The following is a 13,364-nucleotide window of genomic DNA, read 5'->3' as shown; positions in this document are numbered from 1 at the left end:
TCTCCGGTGCGCCCGCTGCGAGGCGATTCAGTCCAACCGAGGGGTGGGGGGCTCGGCGGCCGCCTTGCTGCGCCTGATGGCGTCCCGGCGGGCGCGGCAGTACCAGAGGCCGATCAGGCCGAGGCAGCCGCCGGCCAGGCAGATCCACTGCCAGTTGCCGTGCCCGTTCCGCGCCAGCGTGCTGTGGAACGGCAGCAGCACCACGAAGGCGACGAACCACAGCACCGTGCCGCCGCCGACGATCGCGACGTCGTTCGCTTCGAGCGGCGGGGGAGAGGGGCGCAGCGGGGTCTTGGGCATGGCCCCAAGAGTACGGGGGCGACGGGGCCGGCGGCTCGGATGGCCGCCGGGATCTCCGGGGCCCGGCCGGCTCGCTCCCGGTCCCTCGGTCGGCCGGGTGCCCGAGCGGTCGGTCTTCGCGTGGCCGGCCGGGCTCTCGTGGGGTCGACCCGCCCGCGGTTGGCCCGGGGTGATCGGTCGTCATACGGCAGGTGATCGTAAGGGATGCCTTCTACGCGCGAAGATGGCGAGTGCACGACCGAGGCACACATACTTGAGGTTCCGGTTGGCTCCGGCGTGTTGGCTTGACCGCTCGGTGCTCCCGGAACCCGGCCACCGTCGCTCCGGGTTTCCCCTCCTCCTCCGCCCCCACCCGACGAGGACCTCCCGTATGTCTCCGCTGGCCCAGCCGACCGCCACGTCGCCCGAGCCTCCCCAGGACGCCCTCTCCCCCAAGGGCCCCCTGGACCGCTTCTTCCGGATCTCCGAACGGGGCTCCAGCCTCCCGCGTGAGGTGCGCGGCGGTATCGCCACCTTCTTCACCATGGCCTACATCCTGGTGCTGAACCCGATCATCCTCGCCAGCGGCACGGACGTGACCGGCGCCCACCTGAACAGCGGCCAGCTGGTCACGGCGACCGCCCTCACCGCCGGTGTCACCACCCTGCTGATGGGTGTCATCGGCAATGTGCCGATCGGGCTGGCCGCCGGGCTGGGCGTCAACACCATCGTCTCCCTCCAGCTCGCGCCCAAGATGACCTGGGCCGACGCCATGGGCATGGTGGTGCTGGCCGGTTTCGCGATCATGCTGCTGGTCGCCACCGGCCTGCGCGAGCGGGTGATGAGCGCGGTGCCGCTCGGGCTGCGGAAGGCCATCGCGATCGGTATCGGTCTGTTCATCGGCCTGGTCGGCCTGGTCGACTCCGGCTTCGTCAGCCGGATCCCGGACGCCGCCCACACCACTGTCCCGCTCCAGCTCGGCGGCAACGGCCACCTCAACGGCTGGCCGGTACTGGTCTTCATCCTGGGGCTGCTGCTCACCCTGGTCCTGGTGGTCCGCAAGGTGCCCGGCGCCATCCTGATCTCCATCGTCACCATGACGCTGGTCGCGGTGATCGTCGACAAGCTGGCGACCATCCCCGCCCTGCACTGGGGCCTCACCGTCCCCGCCTGGCCCGGCAACCCGGTCGCCGCGCCCGACTTCGGCCTGGTCGGCAAGGTCAGCCTGTTCGGCGGCTTCCACAAGGTCGGCGTGCTGACCGGTGTGCTCTTCGTCTTCACCGTGCTGATGTCCTGCTTCTTCGACGCGATGGGCACGATCCTGGGCGTCGCGGACGAGGCGCACCTGCTGGACGAGAAGGGCGACCTGCCCGGCATCAACAAGGTGCTGATGATCGACGGTGTGGCCACCGCCCTCGGCGGCGCCACCTCCTCCTCGGCCAACACCTGCTTCGTGGAGTCCACCGCGGGCGTCGGCGAGGGAGCCCGTACCGGCTTCGCCTCGATCGTCACCGGCGGGCTCTTCCTGGGCGCCCTGTTCCTGACCCCGCTGGCCACCATGGTCCCCGCCCAGGCGGCCACCCCCGCACTGGTCACGGTCGGCTTCCTGATCCTGGCGAACTCCGTCCGGGAGATCGACTGGAGCGACTACACCATCGCCGTCCCGGCCTTCCTGACCATGGTGATGATGCCGTTCACGTACTCGATCACCAACGGCATCGGCTTCGGCTTCATCACCTTCTGCGTCCTGCGCCTGGCCGCCGGTCGCGGCCGGTCGGTGCCGGTGGCGCTGTACGCGGTCGCGGGTGTCTTCGCCTTCTACTACCTGATGCCGGCGTTCGGCCTCAGCTGACGCGAGTCCGCGCCCTGGCGTGGTTTAGAGCCCTCCCGCCGGGTCGCTCCGGAGGGAGGGCTCGCCGCGTTCCCGGGGCCCTTGAATTTGGAACAGCGCCCACACGGCCGCCGAGGCGGGAGATCACCATGCCGGTGCCAGTGATCCACCCTGCCACGAGTCGAGGGAGACACTGGGGCCGTTGCCGAGGTAGCTGAGCATGGCCACCCTCGTGGTGGACACGAACTCCTGGGGAATGGCGGCGGCGCTTACCCAAGCGACCTCTGAGCGCTTCTCGGGCTCCCCGTTCGTCAGTTCGTCTGACCACGAGTGGGCGGCGAAGACGACGGTCGGGAAGCCGTGGGGTGCCTCTACTCCTCGGCCCGTGGACCAGGCGCAGGTTCTCGGGAGTGACGACGAGGCCGGTCTCCTCCTTCAGCTCGTGGACGGCCGTCTACGTGATGGGCTCGCCGGGTTCGCTCTTGCCGACCGGAAGGTCCCACATGCCTGGCGCGAACTTGGCCGGGCACGTGGACCCGAAGAACCGTGAGAGCCAAGCGGACTTCGGGTGCACCGCCTGTCGGCATCGGGACCACGCCGATGTGAACGCCGCGAAGAACATCCTCGACGCCGCAGGGCGTGCGGTGTCAGGGCGTGGAGACCTTGCCATGAGGCGGTCCGTGAAGCGCCAACCACCGGCGACGCACACCAGTGCGGGGCGAAGTCCCCGCACGGTACGCACAGCCGGCATCCTCGCCCCTTAGGGCAAGGAGGAAGTCAACGTTCTGTAGGGCGATCGGGCGCCTGGTCGCGTGTTTGTGCGAACACCGTGAGGGGTTGGGGAGTTGAGACGATCACGGCTGTTTGTGTGGCATGGCCATGGTTGGATGGCCCGCGGCCCGGGGTCGGGCGGGTGTCTGGTGCTGCACGCCCCGGTGACGTGAAGTCGCGAGGTGCGTACCGTCGTCGGGGCCTGTGCGGCCCGAGGGACGGACAGATCCGGGGGATTACACAGCACTGCTGACAACACTGTCGGAGGGCACCTTGCGCATCCTGCTGATCGCCAGCGCGTTCAACAGCCTCACCCAACGCGTCCACACCGAACTGCGGGAGCGGGGCCACCACGTCGGCGTCGAACTCGCCCTCGGGGACGAGCCGGTACGGGCCGGCGTGGCCCGCTTCCGGCCCGATCTGATCCTGGCGCCGATGCTCACCCGGGCGATACCGGAGGACATCTGGTCGCGGCACACCGTGCTGATCGTGCACCCCGGCCCCAAGGGGGACCGCGGCCCGTCCTCGCTGGACTGGGCGATCCACGAGGGCGCGTCCGAGTGGGGCGTCACGGTGCTGCAGGCGGTCGCCGAGATGGACGCGGGTCCGATCTGGGCCTCGGTTCCGTACCCCGTACCGCCGTGCGGCAAGAGCGAGTTGTACCGGAACGAGGTCGCCGACGCGGCCCTGGAGGCGGTCCTGCTGGCGGTGGACCGCTTCGAGAGCGGGTGGCCGGCGCCCGAGCCGCTGGACTACGGGCGCTGGGACGTGCAGGGTCGGCTCCGCCCGTACCACAAGCAGGAGTTCAGGCGGATCGACTGGGCGGCGGACGACACCGCCACGGTGCTGCGCAAGCTGCGCTCCGCCGACTCGCAGCCGGGTGTGCTGGACGAGCTGTACGGACGCGAGTTCTTCCTGCACGGCGGGCACGCCGAGGACGAACTCCGGGGCGTGCCCGGTTCGGTGATCGCCACCCGGGACGGCGCGATCTGCCGCGCCACCGTGGACGGCGCGGTCTGGATCCCGCAACTGCGCCCGCGGCGCGCTCCCGACGGGCCGGCGACCTACAAGCTGCCGGCCGTCCAGGCACTCGGCGACCTGGTGGCGGACGTACCGCACTCGCCGATCTCTCCGGTGGCGGCGGCCTGGCGGAAGGACACCTGGTCACAGATCCGCTACCGGGAGGAGGGGAGGGTCGGCTACCTCGAATTCACCTTCCCCGGCGGCGCGATGAGCACCGGGCAGTGCCGGCGGCTGCTGGCCGCGTACCGCGAGGCGGTGGAGCGTCCGACCTCGGTCCTGGTGCTCGGCCCGGCCCGGGACTTCTTCTCCAACGGCATCCATCTGAACGTGATCGAGGCCGCGGCCGACCCCGCCGAGGAGTCCTGGCAGAACATCAACGCCATGGACGACCTGGTCGAGGCGATCCTCACCACCGAGGACAAGCTCACGGTCGCGTCCCTGGCCGGGAACGCGGCGGCCGGCGGTCTGATGCTGGCGATCGCGGCGGACGAGGTGTGGTGCCGGGAGTCGGCGGTGCTCAACCCGCACTACCGGCTGATGGGCCTGCACGGCTCCGAGTACTGGACGTACACCCTGCCGCGCCGGGTCGGCCCCGAGTGGGCGGCCCGGCTGACCACGGCGGCGCTGCCGGTCGGCGCCCGGCAGGCCCGGCTGCTCGGCCTGGTGGACCGGACGAAGTCCGGCAGCGCGGCGGAGTTCCGGTCCTGGACGGTACGGCGGGCCGAAGCACTGGCGGCGGCACCGGGGTTGGCGGCGCGGCTGCTGGAGAAGAAGCGGCGGCGGGCCGAGGACGAGGCGGTGAAGCCGCTCGCGGCCTACCGGGAGGAGGAGCTGGCCGAGATGCGGCGCAACTTCAGGGGCCCCGGGGAGCCGTACCACGCGCTGCGGCGCGCCTTCGTGCACAAGGTGTGCCCGGCGGCGACGCCGGAGCACCTGAGGGGCTGAGGACTCCCACCGGGGTGCGGGGCTGCGACGAGCGGCCCCGCACCCCGGCGCTGTCCTCCCGCGCCGCCGTTCACCGGCGCGGAAGCCGTACCGCGCTATCGGCGGAGCGGGGCGGCCCGGCCGGTGAGGACGGGCGGGCGCCGCGCGGTCTTGCTGGGGGCGACGGCGAAGGCGAGGGCGCTGGCGAAGACGTACGTGCCGAGGCCGACGGCGAGCGGGAAGATGAACTCCAGGGCGACCATGCCGCTGGCTGCGGAGCCCTCGCCCGGGTCGAGGTGCACCGAGACCGCCGCCATGCCGGTGTAGTGCATCGCGCAGACCGCCACGCCCATCACCGGGGCGGCGCCGGCCACGGCGAGCGTGCCCTGGATGTTCAGCGCGGCCCAGAGCGCGGCGGTGGCCGCGAGGACCGCGATGGCGACCGAGGCCCCGACCGTGACGGGGGTGTACGAGAGCGAGCCCGGCAGCCGCATCGCGGCCATGCCCAGGTAGTGCATCGCCGCGACCCCGAGGCCGGTGAACACGCCGCCCACGAGCACGGCGCCGAGCGGCCGCCTGCTGTAGCCGATGGTGAAGATGCCCGCGCCGACCACCGCGACCGCCACGAGCAGGCTGAGCGCCGTCAGCGGTACGTCGTAGCGGATCTCGACGCCCGAGACGGTGAAGCCGAGCATGGCGATGAAGTGCATGCTCCAGATGCCGAGGCCCAGTGAGAACGAGGCGAACGTCAGCCAGTTGCGCTTGGTCCGGCCCCTGGTGAGCAGGGCCCAGCGGGTGCTGCGCAGTGCCAGCAGGGAGCCGATGCAGGCGACGGCGTACGAGACTGCCGGTGTCAGCCAGCCGTAGACCGCATGGTGGATGTGACCCAAAAGGACTCCCTGGATGGGGGGGGGGTTCATGCCGGTGCTGTGTTCCTGACAGCGAGGCACAGTAGCCATGCCCCGGGATGTGGGCAAGATCCGTGGTTTCGGTGAACTCCCAGGTCAGTACGGGTACTTCACGATCAACGCACGAGTGGCGCGGGAAGCTCCACCGGATTCCCAGGCTTGCTCCGTGAGATGGAGGCGCCGGGGAGGAGCGGTGTCGCGGCGACCGCCGTTCACCGTGGCCTTCTTGATGACACGGAAGTTGGACTACGATCCGACTGCGGGAGAGCTGTCGGGGCGAGGGGGCGTCATGGCCATCGAACTGCCTGGCGAGGTGGTTTCTTTCCTGTCGTTCATCGGCATCAACTGGCCGACGGTGAACGAGGACAAGGTCCGTGAGTTCGCCTCGCACGTGCGGGAGTTCGCGGACAGCATCGACTCGGCGCACCGGGATTCGACGGCGACGATCCAGCGGCTGGGCGAGGCGTACCAGGGGGCTTCGTACGAGGCGTTGCTGGCCAAGTGGGCGCAGTTGTCCGGCAGCCACATGGACGAGCTGGTGCAGGCCTGTCATGTGGTGGCCACGGCGCTGGACGCGGCGGCCGAGGTGATCGTGGCGATGAAGGTCGAGACGATCGCCGAACTGGTGTTGATGGCCGCGGCGTTCGTGGCCGACCAGGCGGCTGCGGTGGCCACCTTCGGGCTGGCCGAGGCGGCGGTGGTCGCGATCGAGGCGGCCGCCCGGAAGCTGGTCAACTACCTGGAGCAGCAGCTGGAGCAGTACATCATCGGCCAGGTGATCGAGGCCGCCATCGATCCGCTGGTCGAGGTGGTGGGGCGGGCGGTCAGCGGGTTGGTGTTCCAGGCCGCCGGGTCGGCCCTCGGGATCTCCGGCGGCGGCGCGGGCGGTTCCGGCTTCCGGATCGACCCGGCGGCGGTGGAGGAGCACGCGCGGATGATGCACGACCACGCGGAGACGGTGGCGGGGCACGCCCAGACCTTCCAGTCGCGGATCGCGGGAGTGAGCTTCGAGTGACCAACCAGGTGACCAAGGCCCTGGAGCACGGGGCGGAGAAGCTCGGCAAGACGCTGGCCGACGACGCCGGCAAGGCGGTCAAGGACTTCTACCACTCGACCGGGGACAACCTGAAGAAGGTCGCCCACAACACCCGCGAGGCCGACGCCAAGCACGCCGGCGACCTGAAGCGGATGCTGGACAGCGAGCCGAAGAACGGGCCCCGCGCGCCTCACGAGCCCGCCGGGCCGAGCGGCTCGCGCGGCGGTGGAGGCGGTGACGGCGGCGGACGCAAGAAGTACTTCGTCCATGACGACGGCAGGGTCCAGGAGATCCGGGGCGGCAAGCTGGTGGACCTGGACCCGAAGGACAAGTCCGGTGTCCACACCCTCCTCGACTCCTCGAGCGGCAAGGTCAAGGACCCGTCCGCGAAGGACATGGAGAAGAAGTACCACGCCCAGAAGGACCCGAAGAAGCCCGGCGAGAAGGTACACAGCGACAAGATCGACGATCCGACCGAGCTCTCGCGGGCCGTGGAGGAGGCCCGGCGGGGCGAGTCCGACTACAAGGGCAAGAACTACGCGGCGCTCCGGTACAAGGACAAGGACGGCGAGTTCATCGTGGTGGGCCGGAGCGGTGACCTCCGCAGCCACTCCGAGCGGTCGATCGGAAAGCCCCTGCTCGGCGGCAAGGAGCAGAACGTCAAGGAGCTCTACACGGAACGGGCGCCCTGCCAGAAGAACGCGAACTGCGAACGCTGGCTGGCCAGGCACTTCGAGCCGCACAACTCCGACCTCTCGGTCTCCCACGGCGTCGAGTACAACAACAGCATCCCCCAGAAGGACCGGGACTGGGCCCACAGGGCCTACGTCAAGCAGCTCAAGGACGACCACGACGCCGGCAACTACGGTGGCACGATGGGGAAGCACGACTTCGACGACCAGGGCGCGAAGGACAAGGCGGCCGCCGACGCCAGGCGGGCCGAGCGGCCCGCGAAGCGGGCCCGCAAGGGACAGTAGAGTCGACGCGGTGGATCGGGAGGAGTGACAGGTGCTGGTACGGATCGACTGGCAGGCGATCGCGGAGGAGACACCGGCGGGCGGTCTGCTCAGGCTGCGGCCGGACGCCGCCGCGCGGATCTTCCCGGACGAGGACGCCGCGCGCTTCGCCGCCGAGTTCGGGATCCCGCACTCGGGCGGGCTCTTCCGGCTCCTCGCCGACCTGGCCGAAGGCGACCCGGCGTACCCGGACTGGGCCCTCGTCGAGCCGCTCGCGCCCGGACCGGTCGACACTCCGCACGGGAAGCTCCAGCAGCTGGGCGAGCTGTACAAGGGGTACGTCTTCGTCCGGCTCTCCGACGGCACGATCTGGGTGTCCGATCCGGACTCGGAGACCGAGTACGAGCTGATCCACCAGGACCTGTCCTCGCTGAGCTACCTGGTGTACAAGGTCGCCGCGGAGCGGCCGGGCCCCGAGGAGGACCCGGACCCCAATGACTGGGCGGACGTCGAGGAGATCATCCGTGAGGACGCGACCGCCTGGGACCGCCTGCCGTTCGAGAGCGGAGCACACTTCTGGGAGATGTACCTGGAGGACTACCCGATGCTCTGACGCCCGCCCCGGGAAGGGCCCGCACCGGTGCCCGCCGCCGAGCCCGGCCCTTCGCACGAGGTCCCGCGCCCGGCGCCGAAGGCCGGGAGGTGCCGGAACCACCGGGTGACCGAGAGATAGGTATTGGCAGATGAGTGATGACCTGTCGGCCGCGCTGCTGGCGCACTTCGGCGAGCGGGGGCTGCACAGCCTGCCGATCGCCCCGGCCGGGCCGCTGCGCAGTCCCGGGCTGCCGCTCCAGGTGGGCCCGTACTTCCGCTCGGCCGAGCCTTCGGAGCCGCTCTCGCTGGGCGAGTACGCGGCCGAGCAGGGGCTGGACGCCGGCCCGATGGCGGGTCAGCTGCGGATCGGGACCGACCGCGGCGCGCAGTTCTACTTCGCCCCGGACCGCTCCGTCAGGGCCGTGGTGCTCGGCACCGATCTGCCGGAACTGGCCGTCAACAGCGGCGTGGAGGCCTTCGCGGCCGGCCTGCTGCTGCTGGACGGGCAGCTGCCCGCGGTGAGCGACACCCAGGACGAGGACGCGGCGCTGGCCGCGTACCGACAGCTGCGACAGGGGCTGCTCGATCTCGACCCGGCGGCCTTCGAGGACCGGGAGAGCTGGTGGCCGCGGGTGCTGGACGACCTGCGCCGGCCGCTGAACATCGACTCCTCGGCGGCCTTCGAGTACGTCGACGAGCACGGCGAGAAGAAGATCGTCACCGGCGGCAGCGGCATCGGGACGGCCCACCCGGAGGAGCTCGTGTGGCACCGGCTGCGGGCGGCGGGGGTCGAGCCGGAGCAGGTCACCCAGGTCTACTGCGAGCTGGAGCCGTGCCTGATGCCGGGGCACTACTGCGCGCTGTGGCTGGCGGAGACCTTCCCGGACGCGCGGTTCACGCACAGCTTCGACTACGGGCGGACGGCGGAGTCCCGGGAGGAAGGGATCAAGGCGCTGATGATCAGTCTGGCGGAGCGGCACGGCTAGCACGGCCGTCCGGCCGGGAGGGGAAGCGAGGACATGGCGGAGAACGGACGGTGGGTGCCCCCACTGACGGCGGGGCGCCGGGCGGCCGGCCTGGCGCTGCTCGGCTGGCTGGAGGACCCGCGGGCACCGCGCCTGTGCCGCGTCTCCGGGCCGTCCGGCGCGGGGAAGTCGCATCTGCTGGCCTGGCTGGTGGCCAGCTGCACCACGTCCGGGACGCCGGGCGGACAGCGGATCCACGCGGTACTGCCCGCCGCCGGGGCGACCGTACGCAGCGCGGTCTGGACGCTCGGGCAGCAGCTCGGCGTGGTCGCGCACGGCGTCCGGCCCCTGCTGGAGGTACTGGCCGCCGACGACCGGCACACCGTCATCTGCGTACCCGAGCTGGACTCGGCGGCCGAGCCGGGTCGGCTGGTGACCGAACTGCTCGATCCGGTGATGGAGTCGGCGCACGTACGGCTGGTGGTGGAGGCAGCCACCGGCGGTGAGGCGGCCGGCGCCTTCGCGACGGTGGCGGAGTCGGCCGTACTGGAGCTGGACGATCCGCGGTGGACGGACCGGGCGCGCTTCGACGCCTGGTGCGCCGAGGCAGGCGCGGACGCGGGTGCCTACCCCCTGCCGGGGCCCGCGCTCGGGCTCGCGCGGCCGCCCGCCCCAGCCGGCGCGAAGGAGCTGATCGCCCGGGTGCCCCGGGACGCCGACGGCGCGCTCGACCTGCGGGCGGCCGACCCGGACCTGCTCTCGGACGTCTGGACGGCCGCCGCCCGCGCGGGTGACCTCGGGCCGCTGACGGCGGATCCGCTGCTGTACGCGCTGGCCCGGCCGACGGCGGTGACGGCCGCGACCGAGGGGAGCACGGACGAGGTCGCCCTGGCCTGGGACGCCGCCGGTCCCGCCGTGATCGACGAAGGCGACCCCGGGACCAGGGCCGCCGTCCTGCGCACCCGGCTGCTGGGCGTGGACGCCGCCGCGGCGTCCACGCTGGCGCCGCTGTCCGGCGCCTGGGCCGGGCGGTGGGCCCGGTGGCGCCGCACCGAGGGCTGGCCGGGCCCCGCGGTCGCCATGGCGCCGGGCACGGCCCAGTACGTCTCGCAGTTGCTGGTCGCCGATGCGGGCGGTTCGGTGCGCGGTTACGACGCCGCCACCGGACGGCGGTCCGGCTCGGTGGTGGTGCCCGATCCGAGACCGCTGCGCGCGCTGGCGGTGACAGCCGGCGGCACCGTCGTGCTGCTCGACCCGTGGGGCGGCACGGAGCTGGTGGTGCCGACCGAACCGCGGCCGGGCCTGGAACCGCACGCGCTGACCGCGGCGGTCGATCAAATCTCCTCGATCGCGGACGAGTTGACCGCGCTGGCGGCGATCGGCCTGCTCCCGAAGGCCGCACCGGCCTTCGGGGACGCGGCCGGCGAGGTGCACTGGTACCAGGACGGCGAGGTGGTCAGCGAGCGGCTCCACCACGGTGCGGTCACGGCGCTGGCGGCCACCGCGGTGGGCGGCCAGGGGCTGGCGGAGCCGGAGATCCCACTGCTGGCGAGCGGCGGCCTGGATGGAGCCGTCCGACTGTGGGGCCCGTACTCCGATCCGCTGGCCGAGCCCTGTGACCGGCGCGACTGCCCGGTCACGGCGGTGGCCGTCGGCTCGACGGCGGCGGGCCCGCTGGTGGGCGCGGCCTGGGCCGACGGGCTGGTCCGAGTGCGCGGCCTGGGCCCGGGCGGCGAGGTGCGCGACCTGCGGCTGGGTTCGGAGATCTGGTCGATGGCGCTGATCGGCACCCTGCTGGCGTTGGGGATGCCGGACGGTGTGGCCGCGATCGACCTGCGTGCCCGGGCCGGCGGCCCGGGCACGGGGAGCCGCTGACCGCGCGGCGGTGCGCCCGGGCCGGACGGGCGGCCGGTGGTTCGCGCCGTTATCAATTTTCGTTAGCGAGAGTAATGACGTAGTCTAAGGACATGCCCGAGATGTCCGAGGAGGACCTCGCAGCTGTCAGTCAGCTGAGGTCCTCCGCGATGCGCCTTGCCCGACGACTGCGACACCAGCGTGTCGAGGAGTCGCTGAGCCCTACCGAGATGGGGGTGCTCGGCACCCTGGGGCGCTGCGGCAGGGCCACGCCGGGTGAGCTGGCCCGCAAGGAGCACGTCCAGCCGCCCTCGATGACCAGGATCATCGCGATGCTGGAGGAGAAGGGGCTGGTCCGGCGCGAGCCGCACCCGGAGGACCGTCGGCAGGTGGTCGTCAGCAGCACCGAGCAGGCCGACGAGATCCTCGCCGAGAGCCGCCGCCGCCGCAACGCCTGGTTGGCCGAACTGGCCCAGGGGCTCGGCGAGGAGGAGTGGGCGGTACTCAAGGAGGCCGCTCCGGTGCTCTACAAGCTGGCCCACCTCTGAGCAAGTCGGCCCACTTCTAGGCAGGTCGGCCCACCGCAGCCGCATCGACACATCGGGACCGGAAGAAGGAGCACCGCATCACCGCAGGACCAGAACCTGACACCAGCCGCGCGGCGACCGCCCTGCAGATCGCCGCGCACCGAGGGGAGACCACCGTGACACCGCCGGCCGCCGCCAGCGCCGCCGCCATCCGAACCGACGACTCCACCACCGACCAGGCAGCCGCTGCTGCCACCGCCGAGAGCCAGGCGCCCATGCCCGTGGGCCTGCCCGGCAGCGGCGACGACGACCCCGAGGAACGCACCGCGGCGGCCTCCACCGCCGCGCCGAGCCCCACCGGGGCGCGTTTCACCCGGCCCGGAGGGATGTTCTCCTCCCTGCGGATCCGCAACTACCGCTACTACTTCGCCGGCCAGGTGGTCTCCAACACCGGCACCTGGATGCAGCGCATCGCCCAGGACTGGCTGGTGCTGAGCCTGACCAACAGCCCGTTCGCGGTCGGGGTGACCACCGCGATGCAGTTCCTGCCGATGCTGCTGTTCGGCATCTACGGCGGCGTGCTCGCCGACCGGATGCCCAAGCGGCGCCTGCTGGTCGTGACCCAGGGCATGATGGGCCTGCTGGCCGCCGGCCTCGCCGTGATGACCGTCACCGGTGCCGTCACGGAGTACTACGTCTACACCTTCGCGCTGCTGCTCGGCCTGGTGACCGTGGTGGACAACCCGACCAGGCAGGCCTTCGTGAGCGAGATGGTCGGCCCCAAGGACCTGGCCAACGCGGTCAGCCTCAACGCCGCCAACTTCCAGACCGCGCGGCTGGTCGGCCCGGCGGTGGCCGGTCTGCTGATCGCCGCCGTGGGCAGCGGCTGGGCCTTCGCGGTCAACGCGCTGTCCTTCGCCGCCGTGATCGGCGGTCTGCTGGCGATGCGCGGCAGCGAGCTGCGCCCGGTCGACCCGATCGCCCGGGACAAGGGTCAACTCCGGGAAGGGCTCCGCTATGTGAAGGAGCGTCCGGAACTGCTCTGGCCGATGGTGCTGGCCGGGTTCATCGGCACCTTCGGGTTCAACTTCGCGACCGTGCTGTCGGGTTTCGCGTACGACGTCTTCAGGGTCGGCGCGGGTGAGTACGGTCTGCTGAACACCGGGATGGCGGCCGGTTCGCTGGTCGGTGCGCTGCTGGCCGCGCGACGCGGTGCACCCCGGCTGCGGCGGCTGGTCGCGGCCGCGCTGGCCTTCGGCGTGCTGGAGGTGCTGGCCGCCTTCGCGCCCGGGTACTGGACCTTCGCGGCGCTGCTGCCGCTGATCGGTGTCTTCGGCCTCACCTTCAACACCTCGGTGAACTCGATGCTCCAGCTCTCCACCGACCCCGAGATGCGGGGTCGGGTGATGGGCCTGCTGGTGCTGGTGTTCACCGGCGGCACGCCGATCGGCGCTCCGCTGGTGGGCTGGGTCACCGACGTGTACGGGCCCCGGCTGGGCCTGCTGGCCTGCGGTGTGGTGTCGGCGCTGGCCGCCGCCGTGGTCGGCCTGGTGCTGGCCCGGGTCGCCGACCTGCGGGTGCGGCTCGACCTGCACCCGGGGCGCGGCGGACGGGTCGTCGCCGTGGTGCCGCGCGCCATCCCCAAGCAGCGGCTGGCGGCCGCCTGCTGACGCACCGTCGGACTCGGAGGCCCCTG

The 13,364-nt window shown here is 71.8% G+C and carries 11 protein-coding genes and 1 pseudogene; 9 read left to right on the top strand and 3 right to left on the bottom strand.

Annotated elements, in window-relative coordinates; all coding sequences use genetic code 11:
* Nucleotides 1-27 precede the first annotated feature (27 nt).
* Entirely contained in the window at nucleotides 28-300 is a 273-nt protein-coding gene (locus tag ACWDAK_RS12570) for a DUF2530 domain-containing protein (RefSeq protein WP_344637820.1), read from the bottom strand.
* A 370-nt stretch (nucleotides 301-670) separates the two neighbouring features.
* Here ACWDAK_RS12570 and ACWDAK_RS12565 point away from each other — a divergent pair, with 370 nt between their 5' ends.
* A complete protein-coding gene (locus ACWDAK_RS12565; RefSeq protein WP_344637821.1) occupies nucleotides 671-2,131 on the top strand; it encodes an NCS2 family permease in 1,461 nt (486 codons plus the stop codon).
* A gap of 123 nt (nucleotides 2,132-2,254) precedes the next feature.
* Here ACWDAK_RS12565 and ACWDAK_RS12560 read toward each other — a convergent pair.
* Nucleotides 2,255-2,732 (bottom strand): annotated as a pseudogene (locus ACWDAK_RS12560) (NUDIX domain-containing protein).
* A 422-nt stretch (nucleotides 2,733-3,154) separates the two neighbouring features.
* Between ACWDAK_RS12560 and ACWDAK_RS12555 the strand changes: the two are divergent.
* Nucleotides 3,155-4,849, top strand: a complete 1,695-nt coding sequence (locus ACWDAK_RS12555) for a hydrogenase maturation protein (protein ID WP_427393296.1) — start codon at nucleotides 3,155-3,157, stop codon at nucleotides 4,847-4,849.
* A gap of 95 nt (nucleotides 4,850-4,944) precedes the next feature.
* Here ACWDAK_RS12555 and ACWDAK_RS12550 read toward each other — a convergent pair whose 3' ends face one another.
* A complete protein-coding gene (locus ACWDAK_RS12550; protein WP_427393297.1) occupies nucleotides 4,945-5,748 on the bottom strand; it encodes an MHYT domain-containing protein in 804 nt (267 codons plus the stop codon).
* A gap of 277 nt (nucleotides 5,749-6,025) precedes the next feature.
* On the opposite strand from ACWDAK_RS12550, the gene ACWDAK_RS12545 reads away from it, so the two are divergent.
* From ACWDAK_RS12545 to ACWDAK_RS12515, 7 genes are all read left to right on the top strand, one after another.
* Nucleotides 6,026-6,751 carry a WXG100 family type VII secretion target gene (locus tag ACWDAK_RS12545; RefSeq protein WP_427393298.1) on the top strand — a complete coding sequence of 242 codons (726 nt, stop codon included), beginning with the start codon at nucleotides 6,026-6,028 and terminating at the stop codon, nucleotides 6,749-6,751.
* The gene (locus tag ACWDAK_RS12540; protein WP_427393299.1) at nucleotides 6,748-7,749 is read left to right on the top strand and encodes a nucleic acid/nucleotide deaminase domain-containing protein; all 1,002 of its coding nucleotides are present in this window, start codon (nucleotides 6,748-6,750) and stop codon (nucleotides 7,747-7,749) included. Before ACWDAK_RS12545 ends, ACWDAK_RS12540 begins: the two co-directional genes overlap by 4 nt.
* Nucleotides 7,750-7,780: 31 nt before the next feature.
* Nucleotides 7,781-8,341 carry an SUKH-4 family immunity protein gene (locus ACWDAK_RS12535; RefSeq protein ID WP_427393300.1) on the top strand — a complete coding sequence of 187 codons (561 nt, stop codon included), beginning with the start codon at nucleotides 7,781-7,783 and terminating at the stop codon, nucleotides 8,339-8,341.
* Between the two features lie 130 nt (nucleotides 8,342-8,471).
* Entirely contained in the window at nucleotides 8,472-9,308 is an 837-nt protein-coding gene (locus ACWDAK_RS12530) for a nucleic acid/nucleotide deaminase domain-containing protein (RefSeq protein WP_427393301.1), read from the top strand.
* A 33-nt stretch (nucleotides 9,309-9,341) separates the two neighbouring features.
* Nucleotides 9,342-11,162, top strand: coding sequence for a WD40 repeat domain-containing protein (locus ACWDAK_RS12525; RefSeq protein ID WP_427393302.1), 1,821 nt, complete (start codon nucleotides 9,342-9,344; stop codon nucleotides 11,160-11,162).
* A gap of 92 nt (nucleotides 11,163-11,254) precedes the next feature.
* Nucleotides 11,255-11,689: a MarR family winged helix-turn-helix transcriptional regulator gene (locus ACWDAK_RS12520; protein WP_427393303.1), complete on the top strand. Its 435-nt coding sequence runs from the start codon at nucleotides 11,255-11,257 to the stop codon at nucleotides 11,687-11,689.
* A 254-nt stretch (nucleotides 11,690-11,943) separates the two neighbouring features.
* The gene (locus ACWDAK_RS12515) at nucleotides 11,944-13,338 is read left to right on the top strand and encodes an MFS transporter (RefSeq protein WP_427393320.1); all 1,395 of its coding nucleotides are present in this window, start codon (nucleotides 11,944-11,946) and stop codon (nucleotides 13,336-13,338) included.
* Nucleotides 13,339-13,364: the final 26 nt, after the last annotated feature.

It is taken from the genome of Kitasatospora sp. NPDC001175 (assembly GCF_053598215.1).
Note: the sequence above shows the minus strand (reverse complement) of the source record. Positions and strands in the feature narration are given on the sequence as shown.

Excerpts from the sequence above, each read along its gene's own strand:
- ACWDAK_RS12570 (WP_344637820.1), bottom strand. The coding sequence starts at position 300 with ATGCCCAAGACCCCGCTGCGCCCCTCTCCCCCGCCGCTCGAAGCGAAC.
- ACWDAK_RS12565 (WP_344637821.1), top strand. The coding sequence starts at position 671 with ATGTCTCCGCTGGCCCAGCCGACCGCCACGTCGCCCGAGCCTCCCCAG.
- ACWDAK_RS12550 (WP_427393297.1), bottom strand. The coding sequence starts at position 5,748 with ATGAACCCCCCCCCCATCCAGGGAGTCCTTTTGGGTCACATCCACCAT.
- ACWDAK_RS12545 (WP_427393298.1), top strand. The coding sequence starts at position 6,026 with ATGGCCATCGAACTGCCTGGCGAGGTGGTTTCTTTCCTGTCGTTCATC.
- ACWDAK_RS12530 (WP_427393301.1), top strand. The coding sequence starts at position 8,472 with ATGAGTGATGACCTGTCGGCCGCGCTGCTGGCGCACTTCGGCGAGCGG.
- ACWDAK_RS12525 (WP_427393302.1), top strand. The coding sequence starts at position 9,342 with ATGGCGGAGAACGGACGGTGGGTGCCCCCACTGACGGCGGGGCGCCGG.
- ACWDAK_RS12520 (WP_427393303.1), top strand. The coding sequence starts at position 11,255 with ATGCCCGAGATGTCCGAGGAGGACCTCGCAGCTGTCAGTCAGCTGAGG.
- ACWDAK_RS12515 (WP_427393320.1), top strand. The coding sequence starts at position 11,944 with ATGCCCGTGGGCCTGCCCGGCAGCGGCGACGACGACCCCGAGGAACGC.